This window comes from Hallella mizrahii, from assembly GCF_009695775.1.
In the GTDB taxonomy this organism is placed as follows: Bacteria; Bacteroidota; Bacteroidia; order Bacteroidales; family Bacteroidaceae; genus Prevotella; species Prevotella mizrahii.
On record NZ_VUNG01000014.1, the window covers coordinates 18,453 to 38,864 of the forward strand.

The 20,412-nt window shown below is 53.3% G+C and carries 12 protein-coding genes and 1 tRNA gene; 1 reads left to right on the top strand and 12 read right to left on the bottom strand.

The window, feature by feature from the left end:
- Positions 1-8: 8 nt before the first annotated feature.
- The 12 genes from FYJ73_RS06950 to hemW all read right to left on the bottom strand — a co-directional run bounded on the left by FYJ73_RS06950 (position 9) and on the right by hemW (position 18,046).
- Positions 9-1,217, bottom strand: a complete 1,209-nt coding sequence (locus FYJ73_RS06950) for a GDP-L-fucose synthase family protein (protein WP_154533992.1) — start codon at positions 1,215-1,217, stop codon at positions 9-11.
- Between the two features lie 64 nt (positions 1,218-1,281).
- A complete protein-coding gene (gene gmd / locus FYJ73_RS06955) occupies positions 1,282-2,376 on the bottom strand; it encodes a GDP-mannose 4,6-dehydratase (protein ID WP_154533993.1) in 1,095 nt (364 codons plus the stop codon).
- Positions 2,377-2,486: 110 nt separating this feature from the next.
- Positions 2,487-3,122 carry a deoxynucleoside kinase gene (locus FYJ73_RS06960; RefSeq protein ID WP_154533994.1) on the bottom strand — a complete coding sequence of 212 codons (636 nt, stop codon included), beginning with the start codon at positions 3,120-3,122 and terminating at the stop codon, positions 2,487-2,489.
- 67 nt (positions 3,123-3,189) lie between these two features.
- Complete coding sequence (locus tag FYJ73_RS06965; RefSeq protein ID WP_154533995.1) at positions 3,190-3,813, bottom strand: deoxynucleoside kinase; 624 nt, start codon at positions 3,811-3,813, stop codon at positions 3,190-3,192.
- Between the two features lie 3 nt (positions 3,814-3,816).
- Positions 3,817-4,905, bottom strand: coding sequence for an AAA family ATPase (locus tag FYJ73_RS06970; protein ID WP_154533996.1), 1,089 nt, complete (start codon positions 4,903-4,905; stop codon positions 3,817-3,819).
- Positions 4,906-4,921: 16 nt separating this feature from the next.
- Positions 4,922-4,995: transfer RNA gene (locus FYJ73_RS06975), tRNA-Val, on the bottom strand.
- Positions 4,996-5,138: 143 nt separating this feature from the next.
- Positions 5,139-6,332 carry an anaerobic nitric oxide reductase flavorubredoxin gene (locus tag FYJ73_RS06980; protein WP_154533997.1) on the bottom strand — a complete coding sequence of 398 codons (1,194 nt, stop codon included), beginning with the start codon at positions 6,330-6,332 and terminating at the stop codon, positions 5,139-5,141.
- Positions 6,333-6,439: 107 nt separating this feature from the next.
- On the bottom strand, positions 6,440-6,604 hold the full coding sequence (rd, locus tag FYJ73_RS06985; RefSeq protein ID WP_154533998.1) for a rubredoxin: 165 nt from the start codon (positions 6,602-6,604) through the stop codon (positions 6,440-6,442).
- Positions 6,605-7,596: 992 nt separating this feature from the next.
- Positions 7,597-9,939, bottom strand: coding sequence for a translocation and assembly module lipoprotein TamL (gene tamL, locus FYJ73_RS06990; protein WP_154533999.1), 2,343 nt, complete (start codon positions 9,937-9,939; stop codon positions 7,597-7,599).
- A gap of 27 nt (positions 9,940-9,966) precedes the next feature.
- Complete coding sequence (locus FYJ73_RS06995; RefSeq protein WP_154534000.1) at positions 9,967-14,553, bottom strand: translocation/assembly module TamB domain-containing protein; 4,587 nt, start codon at positions 14,551-14,553, stop codon at positions 9,967-9,969.
- Between the two features lie 1,295 nt (positions 14,554-15,848).
- Positions 15,849-16,727 (bottom strand): DMT family transporter, encoded by an 879-nt coding sequence (locus tag FYJ73_RS07000; protein WP_206081720.1) that lies wholly within the window; start codon positions 16,725-16,727, stop codon positions 15,849-15,851.
- A gap of 188 nt (positions 16,728-16,915) precedes the next feature.
- A complete protein-coding gene (gene hemW, locus FYJ73_RS07005) occupies positions 16,916-18,046 on the bottom strand; it encodes a radical SAM family heme chaperone HemW (protein ID WP_154534002.1) in 1,131 nt (376 codons plus the stop codon).
- A 178-nt stretch (positions 18,047-18,224) separates the two neighbouring features.
- Between hemW and FYJ73_RS07010 the strand changes: the two genes are divergently transcribed.
- Positions 18,225-20,384 (top strand): elongation factor G, encoded by a 2,160-nt coding sequence (locus FYJ73_RS07010; RefSeq protein WP_154534003.1) that lies wholly within the window; start codon positions 18,225-18,227, stop codon positions 20,382-20,384.
- Positions 20,385-20,412 lie beyond the last annotated feature (28 nt).

Consider the following 20,412-nt stretch of genomic DNA (forward strand, 5'->3'; position numbering starts at 1 on the left):
GTTTTACGTTATTTCAGAGTGCTTTGGTACCAGTCATAGAGTTTCTTCACACCGTCCTCGATCTCTACCTTATGGTGCCAGCCGAGGGAGTGGAGTTTGCTCACGTCGATGAGCTTGCGCGGTGTGCCGTTGGGTTTTGTTGTATCCCAGACGATCTCGCCTTCGAAGCCGACGGTGTTCTTCACGAGGCAGGCCAGCGCTTTGATGGTGAGCTCCTTGCCCGTACCCACGTTGATGTGGCAGTTGCGGATCTCGCCAAGAGAAGGGATGGCGCCGCCACGGCCTTCCGAGTTGTTGCGGTTCACCTCACCGTCAGTCTTCACGCCGTAGAACACAGAAGAGTACTTCTCAATGCCGATGATGTCACTGAAGTCTACGTTGAGCAGCACATGTACTGATGCGTCGGCCATGTCCTCACTCCAGAGGAACTCACGCAGCGGAGAGCCGTCGCCCCAAAGCGTCACCTTGTTGTTGTCAATGCCATAGAAGTCGAGAGCTTTCAGAATCCGCTCTTTCGGCTCGTTGCCGTCGACATTCTCTTTGCCTATGAGGTCGGCGAGCTTTGCAGGCGGGTTGATGGGCCGTTTGTTCATGTCCGTGCGGATTGCATCCCAGTTGTCGTCGTGGATGAGCTTGGCCAAATAGATCTTGCGCATCATGGCCGGCATGACGTGGGAGTTCTCCAAGTGGAAGTTGTCGTTGGGGCCATAGAGGTTTGTCGGCATCACGGCGATATAGTTTGTGCCATATTGCAGGTTGTAGCTCTCACACATCTTCAGTCCTGCAATCTTCGCAATGGCATACTCCTCATTGGTGTATTCCAAGGGTGAGGTGAGCAGTGCGTCTTCTTTCATCGGCTGTGGCGCATTCTTAGGATAGATACACGTAGAGCCGAGGAAGAGCAGTTTCTTCACATGATGCTTATAGGCCTGCTCGATGACATTGCACTGCATCTTCATGTTCTGCATGATGAAGTCAGCGCGATAGAGCGAGTTGGCCATGATGCCGCCCACGAAGGCAGCGGCAAGCACCACCGCGTCGGGCTGCTCCTGGTCAAAGAAGTTCTTTACGGCGAGCTGGTCGGTGAGATCCAGCTCTTTGTGTGTGCGGCCAACAAGATTGTTGTATCCGCGTTGTTTCAAGTTGTTCCAGATGGCCGAGCCCACCAAGCCGTGGTGGCCGGCAACAAATATTTTATCCGATTTCTTTAAAGTCATATCACATTGCTCTCTTTGCGTTCTTAGAGCCTTAGCTTGTAAGATTGAAATAAGTTTTCCTCTTCTATTTCACTATACCTTTTTCGAGATATTCTTCGAGGTTGACGCGGACGCGGGCAGCAGCATCGTCGGCAGCTACCTTCTTCATGTCGCTGTCCACCATGAGCTTGACAAGGTCTTCGAAGGATGTGCGGGTAGGATTCCAGTTCAGTTCTGCCTTGGCCTTAGTGGGATCGCCCCAAAGGTTGACCACATCGGTGGGACGGTAGAAGTCCGGTGACACTTCGATGAGCACCTTGCCGGTAGCCTGGTCAATACCCTTCTCGTCAGCACCCTCGCCTTCCCAGCGCAGTTCGATGCCCACGTGATGGAAAGCCAGCGTGGCAAACTCACGTACGGTGTGCTGCTTACCTGTGGCGATGACGAAGTCCTCCGGTGTCTTGTGCTGCAGGATCAGCCACATGCACTCGACATAGTCCTTGGCGTAGCCCCAGTCACGACGGCTGGAGAGGTTGCCGAGATAGAGCTTGTCCTGCTTGCCCTGCTTGATGCGGGCGGCAGCCAGCGTGATCTTACGTGTCACGAAGGTCTCACCGCGACGCTCGCTCTCATGGTTGAAGAGGATGCCGTTGCAGGCGAACATGTTATAAGCATCGCGGTACTCTTTCACGATCCAGAAGCCATACTGCTTGGCCACGGCATAGGGAGAATAGGGATGGAAAGGCGTGTTCTCGTTCTGCGGCACCTCTTCCACCTTGCCATAGAGCTCGGAAGTGGAAGCCTGATAGATGCGGCAGCTGTCCGTGAGACCTAACTGACGCACAGCCTCCAAGATGCGGAGCACACCGACGGCATCCACGTCGGCGGTATACTCCGGAGAGTCGAAGCTTACCTGCACATGGCTCTGTGCGGCGAGGTTATAGATCTCAGTAGGGCGTACCTTGCCGATGACGCCTAGCACACTCATCGAGTCGCTCAAGTCGGCATAGTGAAGATGGAAATGCGGCGCACCCTCAAGGTGGGCGATGCGTGGACGGAAGTCCACGGAAGAGCGGCGGATGACACCATGCACGTCATAACCTTTGTCCAACAGAAACTCGGCAAGATAGGAACCGTCTTGTCCCGTAATGCCTGTGATCAATGCTACTTTTCTTTCCATTTGTTCTGAAGTATGATGCTATATTGAATGTTTGTTGTTATATATATAATAAGGTGTGTCCAACATGCCTATGCATGTTAGAACAGTCACATCTTAGTTTTCCCACAGTTTTATTTGTCGGTGAGCCTGTCGTCTCGAAACAGTCCGAAGAGTTCGGCGTCGATCATGTCGGTGACCTTCCGGAAGTCGGCAGGCGTATCCTCAAAGCTGAGTTTGTCGCCGTCGATGATGATCAGCGGTCCCTGATACGAGGCCACCCAATCCTCATAACGCTTCTGCAGTCCGGCAAGATAGTCGATGCGTATGCTCTTCTCAAACGAGCGGCCACGCTTCTCAATGTGCTTGACGAGCGTGGGGATACTCGAACGGATGTAGATCATCAGTTGTGGAAGCTTGACCAGTGACATCATCAAGTCGAAGAGATCGCTGTAGTTTTGGAAGTCGCGGTCACTCATGTATCCCTGGTCGTGGAGGTTCGGCGCAAAAATGCGTGCATCCTCAAAGATCGTTCTGTCCTGGATGATGGTGTCGTGGCTGTTGGCAATCTCCACGACCTCTTTGAAACGTTTGTTGAGGAAGTAGATCTGAAGGTTGAAAGACCAGCGCTTCATGTCGCCGTAGAAGTCATCGAGATAAGGGTTGTTGTCTACAGGCTCAAAGCGTGGTGTCCAGTGATATTTTTTGGCAAGCATCTTGGTCAGCGTGGTCTTTCCACTTCCGATGTTGCCGGCGATAGCGATATGCATGTTTGAATGATGAGTGTTGTATGTTGAGTGAAGAATGGAGTAAGCCTACAAGGGTCGTGCATCAAGATTACAGCAGAGTGGGGTGGGGTGAGAGCTGTTCGTCAATGCGGCCGATGATATATTCAAAATCTTCGCGACGGTTGACAAAGTCGAGGTTGTCGACATCGATGGTGATGGCGCGCCCGTGATATTGCTCTGTCATGAAGCGATTGTAGCGGTCGTTGAGTTGTTTGAGATAGCTGAGCTGCATGTCCTGCTCGTAGGCACGTCCTCGTTTCTGAATGTTGCCCACGAGATGTGGAACGGAAGCACGTAGGTAGACCATCAGGTCAGGTTCACGCGCCACCATCATCATAGAGTTGAAGAGTCCCATGTATGTTTCGAAGTCACGGTCGCTCATATTTCCCAAGTCGTGGTTGTTGGCGGCGAAGATATACACACCCTCGTAGATGGATCGGTCTTGTACGATGGTGCGCTTGCTGCGGTTGATGGTGAGCAAGTCGCGGAAGCGTTCTTTGAGGAAGAACACTTCCAGGTTGAGTGCCCACCGCCGCATGTCCTTGTAATAGTCTTCGAGGTATGGGTTGTGTGTCACGCTTTCCATTCGTGCGCGCCAGCCGTAGTGCCGTGCGAGCAACTGAGTGAGCGTGGTTTTCCCGCTGCCGATGTTTCCTGCAATGACGATATGCATGAGTTAATGTCTGAGCGCAAGGTTATAGTTATAGTAATTGGCATCGCCGGTGATGTCTTTCACCACTTTGAGGAAGGGAGGGAAGTTGACGCTTTCGGTGTCGGTGATGCCTTTTGTCTCAAGGATGACAAGTCCCTGGAGCTGTCGTTGATAGGTGTCGAGCTCGAAGTATTGTCCTTTCCAGATAAAGCTCTTGCGCTTCTTGTATATCGTGTGGCGATAAGGATCGGCTTGCGAGAGCAGCGACTCGTAGAGAGCGTTGCTTACCTGCCGTTCGGTCTCGACCTGCTGGTTGGGTCCGACAGTTTTCTTCATGGTGTGCACGTTGACGCGCTTGCCGCCGGGCCAGATGCGTCGACGCAGTCTGACCTCGCTGTCCGGGTCAGCCACGAGATACGTCTGCACGATGTCGCTGTCGATGGTCTGTGGCATGTCACCGACAACCTCCACGATGTATTTCCGCTCCTCGGTGATAGGTTGCGGCAATCCGAGCACGGCGGAGATCTCCTTGAGCACGCGGTTGATCTTTGTGTCGAAGTCGACGTGGTTGTTGATAACGCGCAGATGGGGATGACCGCTCCATGCGTTGATGACGCGCTTGTCGACGATGCGAGCCTTTTCCAGTCCTTCCGACCGTTCCTTGTTATTAGCTACTGTGTAGAACTCTTCGGCACCGTCAGCAGCGGAGACGAGGTGAAGCACGGCATCGTAGCGTCCGAGCAGTTCCGGCGTGGAAGTACCTACGCGCCCGGTGATGTCGTTCCACATGTCGGTGTTCATATACGCCGAGATGTCCATGGCACCCCGGTCACAGACGATCACCGCCGGTTCCTTCACCGTCTGGGCAATCTGTATGAACTTGTCTTCCAGCCCGAGTTGCTCCTGCAGCGTAGCGATCTCGCCTTGATAAAAGAATTCGTGATTGGTAGTCAGGTAGTCCATTCCTGCTTGGGCAAACATGGTGGGTACTTCTGGAATGGTGAAGACCTTAAAGCCCAAACTTGAGAAATGGTCGATGACCTTTACAAGAGCTGTCGTTTTGCCTGCACAAGGGCCACCTGTGAGGACAATCTTTTTGAGTTGATAATCCATTTGGAGTTGTATTTCGTGTCGACACTTGGATTCGAACCAAGGACCCCCACCATGTCAAGGTGATACTCTAACCAACTGAGCTATGCCGACAAACGAATATATTTATAATGCAAAACGTCTGCTCTTGTTTTGCGGGTGCAAAGTTACAAAGTTTTTTTGAAACAGACGAAGGATTTGCATCTTTTTTTTCAAATTAATTGTCGCGACCGGTTTTGTCCGGCCGCGACAGTCATTTATGCTTCTACTTTCTTGCAGAACTGCTCTCCGTAGTCGCGGCACTCGTCGATGGCCTTGTTGTCGGGCACCCACAAGCATTTGATGCCGTCGTCGACAACGTCGAATCCTGCTTCCTGCAGATGTTTTGTGATGAGCTTCGGTGCGTCGCCGCTCCAGCCGTAAGAGCCGAAGGCAGCAGCTTTCTTGCCCTTGAACTTCAGTCCGCGTGCCATCTCGAGGATGCCTGCGATGGCAAAGGAGTAGCCGTAGTTGATGGTTGGTGAGCCCACGAGCACCGCTTTAGAGCGGAACATCTGCGTGAGCACGTCGTTCTTGTCCTCTTTGGCTACGTTGTAGAGTTTCACCTCCACCGACGGATCGGCGCGGCGGATGCCTTCGGCGATGGCCTCACCCATGAGTCGTGTGCTCTGCCACATGGTATCGTAGACGATGGTGATCTGATTTTCCTGATATGGTGTCGACCACTTCTGATAGTTCTCGATGATCTGTTGGATGTACTTTGTCCAGATGACGCCATGCGAAGGAGCGATCATCTTGATGGGCAGGTTCATGCCGAGCACCTCCTTCACCTTGCGTGCCACCATCGGGCTGTAGAGGTTGAGGATGTTGGTGTAGTATTTCTCTGCCTCATACATCACGTCGTTGACGTTGGCTGCTGTGTCGAAGAGCGACTCGGTAGCATAATGCTGTCCGAAGGCATCGTTGGAGAACAGAATGTCGTCGCCGGACATATAGGTGAACATCGTGTCGGGCCAGTGGAGCATCGGCGCCTCGATGAAGGTCAGCGTGTGCTTGCCGATGTTGAGCGTGTCGCCCGTCTTGACGTTGACATAGTTCCAGTCCTGATGATAGTGACCACGCAGGATGGCCTCTCCTTTCTTTGTGCAGTAGATGGGCGTGCCGGGGATCTCACGGAGCAGCTCAGGCAGCGCACCGCTATGGTCTATCTCGTTGTGGTTCATCACGATGTAGTCGATGTCCTTCAGGTCGATGACCTCTTTGAGCCGCTTGACAAACTCGCGGTCGTAAGGGCGCCACACCGTATCGATGAGCACATTCTTTTCGTCTTTAATCAAATAGGCATTGTAGCTGGAGCCATGAAAAGTGGACAGCTCGTCGCCATGGAAATGGACCAAGTCCCAGTCCACCTTGCCTACCCATGTGACGTTGTCGGTAATCTTCTTTCCCATATCTGTTGTTATTCCTCTTTCATTCTGTCCTGATTCAAAATGGATGGTGACGGCACCTTGATATTAAGGAGCCGTCATCATCTGCCTGTCTGTCTTGGTATTTACTGTTATTCCTCCACGGGGCTGAAATCTTCCTTGCCTACGCCGCAGGTGGGGCATACCCAGTCCTCGGGCAGATCCTCGAAAGCCGTTCCGGGTTGTATACCATTATCAGGGTCTCCTTTAGCGGGGTCATAGACGTAGCCGCATACATTGCATTCGTACTTTTTCATGTTGTGTTATGTTTTAAATGAATACTTGGCAGCAATGCCAGACAAAGCTGCCATGAAAGTTTTCTTTTCTATGCGCAAAGATACGAAAGATAAATCAGAATCCCATCATAATCGCGAATTATTTCTTAGAGGGTCAATGTTGTTAACATTTTAAGTGTAACCCTGCCACCATTGGTTAACAACTGTTGTTATCGCACACACCAATCACAGAAAAGGTTAAAAGACTCCCCTATAATTTGGAGGTTTGGTAAATTCCACGTATCTTTGCAATGGTTTTAAAATAGACAGATTCGAAAAGGTTTTTAGGTTTTAAGAAAAGGTTTTAGTTATTATTTAGGTAGATTACAAGGTTGTTTAATTCAACAATTCAACAGGTTGTTAGTCAGGGAAAGAAAGATTGATTTTATTTTCAGAGTAACAATCATGCTGGAGTTTGTCTTACGCCGTGAGGCGTGAGCCTACTACCAAGCACGATTTTTTTTGTTTTATATCTCACCTCTTCTTAAGCTTACATTCCTCTCCATAGTTTTTCCAAAACACCATCACGCTTACAGCAAGTCCGGTCATGTTCTTGTTCCATGCCTCTTACCCGATAGAGCAGATGATCGTTTCGTGCTGGCAATATCGTGTCAGCTTGAGGGCATTTACAGAATAGGGGCTGGTACAACAAAGGCGCTTAAATTTCGGGGGAATGACTATTCCCGGCCAATTAAATTTCGGGGGGATGACGATTTTGACCCTTTAGAATTTTGGGGGAGCCACAAAATTTAGTATATTCTCACTTGAGAATCAACTGATGTACAAAAGATTATGGAAGGTCATTCGGCTATAGGTCACATGCCTCCTTGGATGCTTTCTGCAAGAAATTCTCGAGCCGAGTCAAAGATCCCATCCTCGTGTACACAAAGGATCTGGGCAAGGATGGCGACACGATCCTGCTTCCCGTCTATATGGTACCCTTCTTATAACGATTGGCTGTCTTTTATCAATATTTAGAACGGATATCCGATGGCGAAGTGGAGGCTTTGGCTGTCACGGAACGAGCCGACGTTGTAGAAGCCGCTCTTGTAGGGTACATGCAGTCCTACGCCCCAGTCCACGCGGATGACCAAGAAGTCCATGTCGTAGCGCAGACCGACGCCCGTGCCGAGCGCTATCTCCTTGAGGAGGTTCTTCGGTTCGAAATGTCCGCCGCTGCGGTCGTCCTTGTGCAGCGACCACACGTTGCCTGCATCAAGAAACATCGCACCATAGAGGTTGCCGAACAGCCGCGGACGGTATTCCAGGTTGCCCAACAGCTTCAAGTCGCCCGTCTGGTCGAGATAGTTATTCGTTGCCGACTCAGCGTTGTGGTAGCTTCCCGGTCCTATGCTGCGCACGGTGAAGGCACGGATGCTGTTGGCACCGCCAACATAAAACTGCTCGCTGTAGGGCGCCTCGCCCGAGTTGCCGTAAGCCCACAGCATACCCAAGTCGCCGTGCGCCACGAGACTGCTGTGCTCCGTCAGTTGCCACGTCTTGACCAGTTCAGTTTCCAATTTGAAGAACTGGGCATAGGGATTCTTAAACAGCTCTTTGTTTTTCTGGCTCCATTTGTTTCCTGCCGCCATCTCGCCCAATGACAGGATGTTGCCGCTTTCGCTGACCGTTGTCTGCCACCACAGCGGATTGCGGAATGTCTTCGGACTCGTGTAGGTATAGACATACTGCATCTTCGGGATGAACTGGTCGCGCATGGTGTAGGCCAGATAAGGATTGGCAGTGAGCACGGAGTCGAAGGCCGCCGTGCGCCGCTTCATATATTCATACGAGAACGACAGTGGGGTGAACTGATGTTTGCTCGTCGGTGAGGTCTGTAGGTCGTAGGTCCACTCTCCCGACACGATGCGTCGCTTGAAGAATCCGGCACGGTTGAGGATGTCGGTAGAGAACTTCAGCGTTGTGGACGGCGTGGAGAAAAAGCCGATGCGGCGAAAATGGTTGATGAGTTTCTTGCGGAAAAACGATGCGTAGGGGACGACTAGACGCGGCAGTTGCAGTGAGGCATCGATGCCATACTCATAGCTGTTGAACTTCGACGAGCTGCCTTCGCCGTGGTGTGCCGTCTGCCATTCATAGTTGCCCTTGACTTTCAGGTCAAGGAGCTCTCCGCCTCGGAATGCGTTGCGGCGTGTGACACCGAGCACAGCGCCCGGTCCGAAGCGGTTGTTGGTTTTGCCAGTGACGTTGCCTTCGAAGTAGATGTCGTAAGGCTTGTCAAAGACCAGGTTCATGTGCATGTCGAGCGTGTCGGCAAGTCCGGTGGTGTCGCGTGGCGAGAAGTTGACGTCGACGGTGCTGAACAGTCCTGTTGACGAGAGATTGCTGATGCCAGCCTGGTATTCAGCGTAGCTGTAGGGGTGTCCGGGGAAGAGCCGGTTACTGCTGAGGATCACGGGCACGCGCAGGGGCGAGTGTTTGCCGTTGTAGTGCATGGTGATGTCGCGCCGTGTCTCGCTGTTGGTGAGGCTGTCGCCATAGCTTTTGTGCAAGTCGATGTTGATCTTTCCGATGGTCCATTTGCGCTCCGCCACACTTGGCGTCTGCTCGGCGAGTTGCAGCCGCAGCAGCACTTTTCCCGGTCGCGAGATGCTATCGATGAGCCACGAGGCATAGGAGGGCTGATAATAGAAGAAGCCGTTGTTGCGCAGCAGTGTGCTCACGCGGCGGCGCTCAGCGTCGAGGGTGTTGACGTCAAAGGCGTCGCCCCGGCGAATCTTGGCGTCGCCCATGGCCGAGACCATGAGGCTGTCGGCCTGGGGTGGAAAGCCCAGATAACTCAGCGAGTCCACCGTCCACAGTGGTCCCATGTCTACGGTGTATTTGATCTTGGCCTTCTTGGGGTTGTGCTGTTGGAGGATGTCATAGCTTACCTTGCCGTGGAAGTAGCCGTGGGCACGCAGTACCTCCTGAGCCACCGAGGCGCGCAGGGCGGGATTGACCCAGCTCAGCAGCACAGGACGCGAACCGAAGGAGGAGAGCATCCATTTCGAAAAGGCGTCATCACTGCCCACAAAGGCATTCCAGACCCACAGACCTACCTGAAAGGGAGATCTGACCGAACTGCTGCCAAAGAGCGCACCGTTGGGGGCTGTGGCGAGGGCAGCGTCGATTTCCGCTTGCGTGCTGGTGAAATGCGTGTCGTGCACGGACGCGATATAGTCGGTTTTGGCCAGTCCCGTGAAGAGCTGGTCACCGTCGGGGATGCTTTTAGTCGTTGAGCAGGCGGTGATAAGCAGCGTGATCAGAGCCAGTACCAGCGTTTTTGCGGATCGAAGGATATGCGTGTATGTCATAGAGTGAAATGGCTATAATATATGGTGTCAGTTGTCGAGCGAGTCTTTTTTCTCTTTGCCAAACAGGTCGCTGAGGCTGCTGAACTTTCTCTTCCACAGGAAGCCGCCGCCAAACTTGCTCACGTTGCCCTCCAGCCAGTCATAGCTGTCGCGGATGTAGAACAGGTTGAGGTATTTGTTCGACGTGGGGCTGAGACGGTATTCAAAGGTCACATTGTCGAAGAATGTCTGATCCTGCTGTGCCGACAACTCCGCGCCGGTCGACAGCTTGCCGCCGATGGAGACGCTCAGCCGGTTGTTCCAGAAGCGCTTGGCAAACTTAAACGAGTAGTCGGTATGGAGGGCACCCTGTGAGTTGAACGAGTTTTCCACGCCCACGCTGACATCGAGGGAGCGCAGGGCTTTGCCTGAGATCTGGTTGATCTGGCTGTTGAGGAAGGCACTCAGTGCCGAGTTCATGGTGAAGTTGCTCATGTTGCCGTCGGCGAGATACATGCCGGTGGTGAGCATTGTCACGGCGAGCTTGCCGCGCTCTTCTTTCGACATGGATTGGAGCTGGTTGTGGATGGTCATGTCTTCCGGTGCGTCGATGGTGAACTCCAGTCCCATATCCTGAAGGGTCTTCGTGACCACGACGCCACAGTTGAAGGTGACGGTACGTCCGTTGCCGGAATCGCTGCCCACGGCCGCTTTGGTCTGCTCGGTAGCTGTGATGTTGAGTGTCGGGTTCATCGGGTCACCGGTGAAGGCGATGTAGCTGCCGTCCTGGATGGTGAAGGTCTTCAGTGGGATGACGGGGAGTGAGTATTTCATCTCTCCCGAGCCGATGGTGTAGCGTCCGCGGAGGATGACGCCATCGGCGATGTTGTATTGCATGCGCATGTCGCCGCCGCCGATGACGTCGACATAGTTGGAGTGGTCGGCATTGAGATAGGCGTCGACGTGCGCCCCGTCGTCGATGTGTATGTTCATGTCCACGTTCAGACCCGTGAGCGGCGGGCGGCTGACCTCGTCTCTGATGGTGTCGCTGAAGTTGGTGAACTGCGCGAGTCCGTCGAGTTGGTTATCGGTGGAGAGCGGTGTGTCCTTCAGATTGTATTTCAGGTCGGTGGTGCCGAGCACGTCGGTGCGTCCGCGAACTTTGAGATTGTCGAGCAGTCCCGTCATCGTGCCATAGAAGTTGACGTAGGCCTTGCCGTAGACTTCGGAGCGGCTGGTCTCCTTGGCGTCTACGAGCAGCAGGTTGGTGCCGCGCATCTGTACGTTGAGGCGCATGGCGTCGAGGTCACTGAAGTCAAAGGAGCCCTTGACGTTGAGCGGCTGGTCGTTGTGGGCGAAGACCTCGAAATTCTCAAAGAGCAGCTTGCTGTCCTTGAACGTCACGGGGTCTGAGGCGAAGGCAAGTTCCACGCCGTAGGGCTCAGAGAACATGCTGGCCGAGTCGAGGAAGAGTTCGCCGTTGACGACAGGCTTGGTGAGCGAGCCTTTGATGGTCAGGTTGCCGTCGGCGGTACCTTTGAATCCTACTATCTTCTGCGGTATGAATCCGTTGAGCATTGCCAGTGGCAGCCGGTCGGTATTGACCTTTGCGTCGAGGTATCCGTGCCCGGCTGCGTTATAGGTACCCGTCAGCGTACCCACCTCGTCGCCGTCGTGGGTGAGGATGCCGTCGACATAGTGGGTGCCGTCGGGCTTGGGCATGTAGGTAAACTCCGATCCTACGTCGCCCATCTCACAGCCTTCGTAGACCATGTCCTTGACGTCGACCGCCGAGGACACCGAGAGCTGTTCCGGGGTCTGGATGAGGTGGAAGTCACCGTTGAGGATTCCCGACATATCAGGCATGTAGGGGATGATGGACAGCGCCTCGCCGAGGTTGAGCTGATGCGTGGAGACGGTGATGTCCTGCAGGGCTTCCGTGTTGCTGTCGTCAGTGTAGACCTGCAGTCCCATGCCGTCGGCAGCCTTCATCTTCACGTTGGCACTGACACGCCGGTTGCCGTTGAGAAAGACATAGTTGCTGTCGTTGACGGTAAACTCTTTGTAGGCCAATATTGGATTGTCGCCCGCAATGTGGATGTTGATGCCGTGGTTCTGCATGGCGGCTTCGAGACTGAGGCGCAGTCCGAGCTTGTCCTTGGCGTCGTAGAGTCGTGTGGTGAGTGTCGTGCCGCTGCCCTTCAGGGTGCCGTCGAGGAGTGCGTTGAACACATACTTGGGATTTTTCTTGCCATTGTGCAGTTGCAGAGTGTAGGCTACGTTGTCGAGTCCCGACTTGATGGTGAGCCTCATGGTGTCCACCTCCATGCTGTCGTAGACCACAGAGTCGGCTTGCATCGTGCCGTTGAGGCCGAGCAGCGGCGAGGAACTCATGTCCATCTGCAGGTTGTGGAGGTCGTAGCCAAAATGCTTCAATACGCGGTAGACGATGTTCTCGCTGCCCGCCGAGAGCTGGATGCGCAGATCGGGGAGCAGCCGGCGCAGACGTGCCTCGTCGATATACTTGTTGGAGATCTGCCGCTGCAGTTCTGTCACGAGGGCATTGCCGTGCTTGATGAGTCGTTCATAGCTGCCTCTGCCATCCATGTTGAGGTGGAAGTCGCCGCAGTCCACGATGGCGTGGGTGGTGTCGCGTGTGGTGAGTATGTCGAGTATGACTTCCTGTGGGCGATAGTGGCGGTTGCCCTCGCTGAGTGTGATGTCGCTGAACATGCCCTCAATGTCGTGGTGCTGTTTCAGATCCGAGCGCACGTCGACATGTCCGCAGAGCCCAAGGGTGATCGGCTTGTCAGCGAGATGCAGGGCGTAGAGGTCGGCGTTGGCGAGATCGCAGGCGATGGTACCGATAAACGCGTGGCGGTTGAGCTGCGCGTTGATGCCTATGAGTCCCTTAAACAGCGGGTTGACGCTGTTGACATGAGCTTCTACACGTCCGCGGCGTATGTTGGCGGTGGCCTTGATGCCGCTGAGGTTATAGCCAGAGTAAGCAAACTGCTGGCTGTGGATTTCTGCCTTTATGTGGGTACGCGGCGAGAAGAGGTCGGTGCCCGAGCCGTCGGCAGCCAGCGTGCCGGTGAAGGGATGCAGACCCTGGCGGGGGAGGAAGTGGTTGAGGGGGAAGCGGCGTGCGCGCAGATGGGCTTTATAGGCCAGTGCGCCACGGGTGTCTACGGCCGCCTGACCGCTGAGCGTACCGCCACCTTGCGTGGCGATGAATGTCGAGGCATAGCGCGGTCCGTTGACCTTGACGCGTCCGCGGAAGCCAATGCCATTGGGCAGGTCAACCGTCTTGGGCAGCGTGTTGCCCAAGAGCCGCTTCACGGGTCGCAGATTATAGGCGTGGGCTTTTACGTTGAGATCAGCCGTGAGTCGTTTCGGATCGGTCAGACGGCTCAGGAAACCGTCGGCGGAGAGACGCAGCAGGGTGGGGACAGCGAGACTGAGCCTGTCGAGATGTAGCCGTTGGAGGTTGCCGCCGAGGCTGCCGTTGACGATCAGTGGCTGTCGGGGCAGGTTGTTGAGCAGCTGACGTGGCATGTATGGTCCGGCGAGGAGCCTGATGTCGCTCATGCCCACGTGGCCGTGGACGGTGGCGCGGAGACTTCCCGGCAGGCTGTCGGCAAAGGCGTTCATGTCCATGGCAAAGGCCAGACGCAGCTGTGAGCCCGGTGTCTCAAGGCTCAGCCCAGGCAGTTCGAGCCGTGTGCTGTCCATGCGGAAGGGCCCTCGCAGCTTGTCAACGGTCAGACCGCTCTTTTCGTGGAAGGCAGCCTGACGGATGATGAGGTTGAGCTTTGAGTCGCAATAATAAAAGGAGTCGGCCTTGAGGTTAAGTTCAGAGAGCGCGAGATGGTTGAAGTCCAGTCCCTTTGTCTTCTTGACAAAGTTCTGGTCCATGGCCAGTGCGCCTGCCTGCCAGTCGAGGTGTCCGACGGAATAGAGACTCTTGAACAGGTCGAGATAGGCTTGGCGTGCTTCGAGATTGCCCATGAGGGCGTGGATGGCGAGCGTGTCGCCTGGCATGTGCAGGGCAAAGGCAGTGTTGCGGGCTTTGAGCCGGCTGATGGCGATCTTCCAGTAGTTGGTGCTGGGAGTGGTGTCGGGCGGTACGGTGTCGCTGAGCGCGATGTCGATATTGGCGTTGTCGAGCAGACAGTGGTTGACGTTGACATGCTCTTTGCCGAGGTCGATGCCATGGGCTTTGAGCGTCAGCGTACCCACCTTGCCCTTGATGCGGCATTTGGGAATGAAGTGGGTGGTGTTGACCTGCATGTCGCGGAAGGAGAGCTCGTCGACCATGACCTGCTTTCTCAGCAGAGGCCAGAGCTGCACGTCGGCGACGGTGCGATGGATATGTGCCACGGTGTCCGTCACGCCGCGCAGCGAGTCGTTGGGCTCAAGCACCTTCACCTCGTCGAGGGCGAGATCCAACGGCCATGCCAAGCGCACGTGTCCCACGCTGATCTGCATCTTCATCTTGTCCGACGCATAGCGTGTGACCTGCCCCACCGCCCAGTTCTGAAAGGGCGGAAAGTAGAAGAGCAAGCAGAGTATGATGATCAGTGCTACGGGGATGCCTACGGCGAAGCCCGCCCACTTAAGGTATTTCTTCATGCTATATATTCCAAATGTCTTCTATACTTTGCAAAGTAACGAAAAAATAGTGAGACAAGCAAATCTATCAGCTAATTTCTATCTATGGTTTTTTTCTGCTGTGTAAGCATCTTGTTTTCACTATTTGGACTTAAGCAGAAGCATCCCTGATTTTGATGTGAAATTCAGATTGAGATAGAGAAAAATGAAACTAATTGACAAAACGACTGCTTCGCGGAGTTGCAATCTAGACGAAAGGTGGGGAGAAACAAACGTGAAAAGTACGGTGGAAGTTAGAAAAAAGTACAGTGCTGATGAGAAAACAGTGAGATGACCTCCTCATCTCGGTTGTTTGTGCAGGTCATCTAACTGAGATGATGAGGTCATCTCAGTTAGATGACAGCATAAAAACAGTGAGATGATGCCTCTATTCTTTGGAAAGTGTCTCTAAAAAGTTGGTGAAAGAAGGCCTTTTTATTGGGAGAAGTTTGTATGTGCCTGATTGACAACAAATTACAGAAAACGGCTTATTTTTGCCGTTTTTTGGGCTGATGTGCTCTCTGTTTCTAAAAATCGCCGCTACAAGGGCGGAAAAATGTCAGTTTATTCAACAATAATATATAACCGGATCTTCAGAGACTTCATTTGCTGTCTTTATCGCTTTAAAACTCTCTGCAACTTGTCGTTAACGAAAATACCCCAAGGAGCACTTGCGTGATCCTTGGGGTATCTTATGTTCACTCATAGCTTCGCATCATTTTAGTGGTGTGAAGCCCGAGAGGCTTTCTCCTTTTTTGCTGTGGAGATCCTTGTTTATGCGCAGCCATAGGATCCACCCTTCATCAGGGCCTCTCCATAAGCGTTCATGCACTCCAAGTAATTCTCCCAAACTTTCTTCAAAGTCATCTTAATGTTATCCATAAACTTTTTCATCTTTTTTTCCTTTCTACTTTAAAAGGTTACACAATCTGTTAACTAACTCTCATGTCGGGAGCCTCACGGTTCCCGTTTTTCAATGTTGTTATCCTGTATCTTAATACCTGACTGATACCTACGTTATCCTGTATCTTGATACCTTGTTTATCTTAAACCTTTATATTGTTTTCATCTTTTGACACTGCAAAGTTACGACCATTTCCCCATACTGGCAACTTAAAAGTGTAAAAAATCACTTTTTGTAGGCGCATTTTGACGTGGGTCAAAAGTTGTCAGTCGATTGCTTGATACAAGTCAAATGTTGTCAGCACGCTCTTTGCTGTATTGACGAGATTTGTTCTGTTTGTAACATAAATGCAATAAAAGTTTATCTGTTTTTCCTATTTCTCTATTTTCTCTTCTCTTGAGAGCACCAGGAGAATGACTGCGGAGAGGATGAGGACAATGCCGACGGCAAGGCGCAGCGTGAAGCTTTCACCAAAGATGAACACGCCGATGCACACGGCGGTGACGGGCTCTACGGCTCCCATGATGGCGGTCGGTGTGCTGCCAATATGTTCGATGGCAATGTTGATGAAGTAGAGACTCAGTACGGTGGGCAGCAAGGCAAGCTGTAAGGCCGATGCCCATTCCAGCGGGGTACGCAGAGGCTCAAGAGGCTCTCCTGCAAAGAAGGTGTAGACGAGTAGGGCGATGAGTCCGAAGAAGACGATCCAGAAGGTGAACTTCACGGGCGAGAGCTTGGTGTGGGTTTGGTTGACGCCGATGATGTAGAAGGCGTAGAGCAGTGAGGAGAGGATGACGAGAGATACGCCGACGGTGCTGAGCGTCACGCCGCCTTTGCCGTGATAGAGTAGGGCAATGCCGCTGACCGCCATGAGGATGCACAGTGTGGTGCTCCACGTCAGGTGCTCGTGGTAGAAGACAACCATCAGCACAGCCACCATGATCGGATAGCTGAAGAGAATCGTGCTTGCCACACCGGCATCCATGTAGCGAAAGCTCAGGTAGAGCGAGGCGGAAGACATCGACATCAGCGTGCCGAGGATAGCCAGGCGGATGGCTGTGCCCCAACTGATGGTCAGCGATTCACGCTTGGCTGCCATCCAGATGAGGAACATCAGGGTGGCGAAAGCATAGCGGTAGACAAGTACCGACGACGGATTCATGCCGTCGGCATAGAGTTGCAGGGTGCCCAGGGGGTTGGTACCGTAGAAGATGGCGGCTAAGAGAGCTGCCGCAAAGCCTTTTAGTTTCATTGTTGAATGATGAAAGATGAATAGAGAGGGCAACACAGTGGGGGGACAAGGCACTGCGAGAGGGCCGCTGCACAACAGCGGCATATCGAACCGAGCGAACTCGACGAAACAAGGGATGAACGCCCTATGACCCCTTGAAGCATTTTGCTCTCCCTCTCCTTGGGAGAGGGGTCGGGGGGTTGAGGCCTCTATACGTGCATCAGGTCGCTCATGATCGTGTTGCTCAGCAGGATGCCTTGGCGGGTGAGGTGGAGATGATGACCGGTGATGGCCAGCATATTCTTGTCGAGGTAAGGCTGGGCTTGGGCGAGGAGATAGGAGCTATAGGGAGGCGAGAGCCTGTCGATGTCGAGGCCTTCCCGTGTGCGCAAGGCCGTGGTGATGAGGTCGTCGTAGTGGGTGCTCTCGTCGATGGGCTCCTCGGTGTAGGGCAATTGGCCAGACTCGATGCGCGTGATGTACTGTTTGAGATCGGCAACCGCCCAGTGACGAGAATGGCCGTCGTAGCTATGGGCCGCCGCGCCGAGTCCTATGTATGGGATGTCGTGCCAGTAACTGCTGTTGTGGCGGCTACGAAAAGACGAGGGACGATGGAGGACTTTGTCGTCGACTGACAGTTTGGCAAAGTTGCTAATCTCGTAGTGCTCGTAACCAGCCTTGGAGAGTCGGTCGATAAGCGTGTCGTACATGCTGATGCTCAGTTCTTCGTCGATCTCACTGACCTTGCCTTGCTCCAACATACGGTAGAGCGGTGTGCCCTCCTCGTACATCAGTCCATAGGCAGAGATATGCTCAGGCTGTAGTCGCAGGGCATGTTCGATGTCGTGTTGCCAGTCGTCCATGGTCTCATTCGGGAAGCCAAACATCAGGTCGAGGCTGATGTTGCGGATGCCGTCGGCGCGCAGGATGTCGAACGCGCGGTTTACCTCCTCTGCGGTATGGCGGCGGTGGAGCAGTCGCAGACGGTTTTCGTCGAAGGTCTGGGCACCCATGCTCACGCGGTTGACAGGCAGATCGCGGAACATCGAGGGGGAGATGTCATCGGGATTGCACTCCATCGTCACCTCCGCGTCAGTGGCAACGGGGTACACCTTATATATATAGGTGAACAGCCGCAGCAGGTCGTCGTGGCTCAGCTGACTGGGTGTGCCGCCACCGAGATAGATCGTCTCAATGGGCGGATGGGTCTTTTGCAAGCTCATCTCCCGGCATAGCGCATCGACATAGCGCGACCTCAGCTCCAGCAGTGTCGTGGAGTAGAAGCCGCAGTAGATGCAACGCGAGGCACAAAAAGGAATGTGAACGTATAGTCCCGCCATGATACACTCTTGGTTATTTACGACTGCAAAATTACTAATAAGTTTTAAAAAACAGCCCTTAAATGGTATTTTGATTTGCAACCTATTGTTTTTTTTCCTATCTTTAACCACGAATTAGCGGGCACAACCCGTTTACCTTGACCGAGACATTTATCTAACAACTTTAAACCCTTTTGATATGAGAGTATATCAGACAGACGAAATCAAGAACATTGCCCTGCTGGGCAGTGCGGGAAGCGGCAAGACCACCCTTGCCGAGAGTATGCTTTATGAAGCCGGCGTCATCAAGCGGCGTGGTACAGTGGAAGGGAAGAACACTGTGAGCGATTACTTCCCTGTAGAGCTTGAGTATGGTTACTCCGTCTTCCCCACCGTGTTTCATGTGGAATGGAACAATAAGAAACTCAATATCATCGACTGCCCGGGTAGTGACGACTTCATCGGCGGAGCCATCACTTCGCTCAATGTCACTGACCAGGCCGTGATCCTCATCAACGGACAGTTTGGTCCAGAGGTGGGCACACAAAACAACTTCCGTTATACCGAAAAGCTGAAGAAGCCCGTCATCTTCCTGATTAACCAGCTCGACTCAGACAAGTGCGACTATGACAACATCATCGAGCAGATGAAGGACATCTACGGCGGCAAGTGCGTGGAGATCCAGTATCCATTGGAGACGGGTCCAAACTTCCACAGCCTGATCGATGTACTCATCATGAAGAAACTCTCTTGGGGTCCCGATGGCGGTGAGCCCAAGCGTGAGGAGATTCCTGCTGAGGAAATGGATAAGGCCATGGAACTGCACAAAGCTCTCGTCGAGGCCGCGGCCGAGAACGACGACCAGCTCATGGAGAAGTTTTTCGATACGGAGTCGCTTACCGAGGACGAGATGCGTGAGGGTATTCGTAAGGGACTCGTCACGCGCAGCATCTTCCCCGTGTTCTGTGTCGATGCACATAAAGATATGGGCGTACAACGACTGATGGAGTTCTTGGGCAATGTGGTGCCGTTTGTCAGCGAGATGCCTAAGGTGCGCAACACGCGCGGCGAAGAGGTGACGCCCGACAGCAATGGTCCGGAGAGCCTCTACTTCTTCAAGAGCGGCATAGAGCCGCATATCGGCGAGGTGTCTTACTTCAAGGTGATGAGTGGAAGTGTCAAGCCGGGCGATGATCTCTTCAATGCCGACCGTGGATCCAAGGAGCGTATGGGACAGATCTATGTCTGTGCCGGTGCCAACCGCATCCCCGTGGATCAGCTCAACGCCGGTGACATCGGCTGTACCGTGAAGCTGAAAGATGTGAAGACGGGCAACACGCTTGATGGTAAGGGAACAGAGGAACGTTTTGACTTTATCAAGTATCCTAACCCGAAGTACAGCCGTGCTGTCAAAGCCAACAACCCGCAAGATACCGAGAAGATGATGGCTGCATTGCTGAAGATGCGCCAGGAAGACCCGACATGGGTGGTGGAGCAGAGCAAAGAACTCCGGCAGACCATCGTGCATGGACAGGGTGAGTTCCACCTGCGCACGCTGAAATGGCGCTTGGAGAACAATGAGAAGATACCCGTGACCTTCGAAGAGCCGAAGATTCCGTATCGTGAGACGATCACCAAGAAGGCTAAGGCTGAATACCGCCATAAGAAACAGAGCGGTGGCGCCGGACAGTTCGGTGAGGTGCATCTCATCGTGGAGCCTTATGCTGAGGGTATGCCTGATCCTGTGAGCTATAACTTTGGCGGCCAGGAGTTCAAGATGAATATTAAGCAGAAGGAAGAGCGCGACCTGCCATGGGGCGGAAAGCTGGTATTTATCAACTCCGTTGTCGGTGGTGCCATCGACTTGCGTTTCATGCCTGCTATCCTCAAAGGTGTGATGGATTGCATGGAACACGGACCATTGACCGGCAGCTATGCGCGCGACGTGCGTGTGGTGGTCTACGATGGTAAGATGCATCCGGTCGACTCCAATGAGCTCAGCTTCACATTGGCTGCGCGTCATGCGTTCTCTATGGCTTTCAAGGAGGCCGGTCCAAAGATTTTGGAGCCGATCTATGATCTCGAGGTTTATGTGCCGAGCGACTACATGGGTGATGTGATGAGTGACCTGCAAGGGCGCCGTGCCATCATCATGGGCATGGACGCAGAGGCAGGCTATCAGAAGCTCAGCGCTAAGATTCCTTTGAAGGAATTGTCCAACTATAGCGTAGCACTCAGTTCTCTGACTGGTGGCCGCGCCAGCTTCACTACGAAGTTCGCCAGCTACGAGCTCGTGCCTAATGACATCCAGCAGAAACTTATCGCCGCTCATGAAGCAGAAGCTGCTGCTGAGGAATAGTCTACTTTTTCCATTTGAAGTTAATATA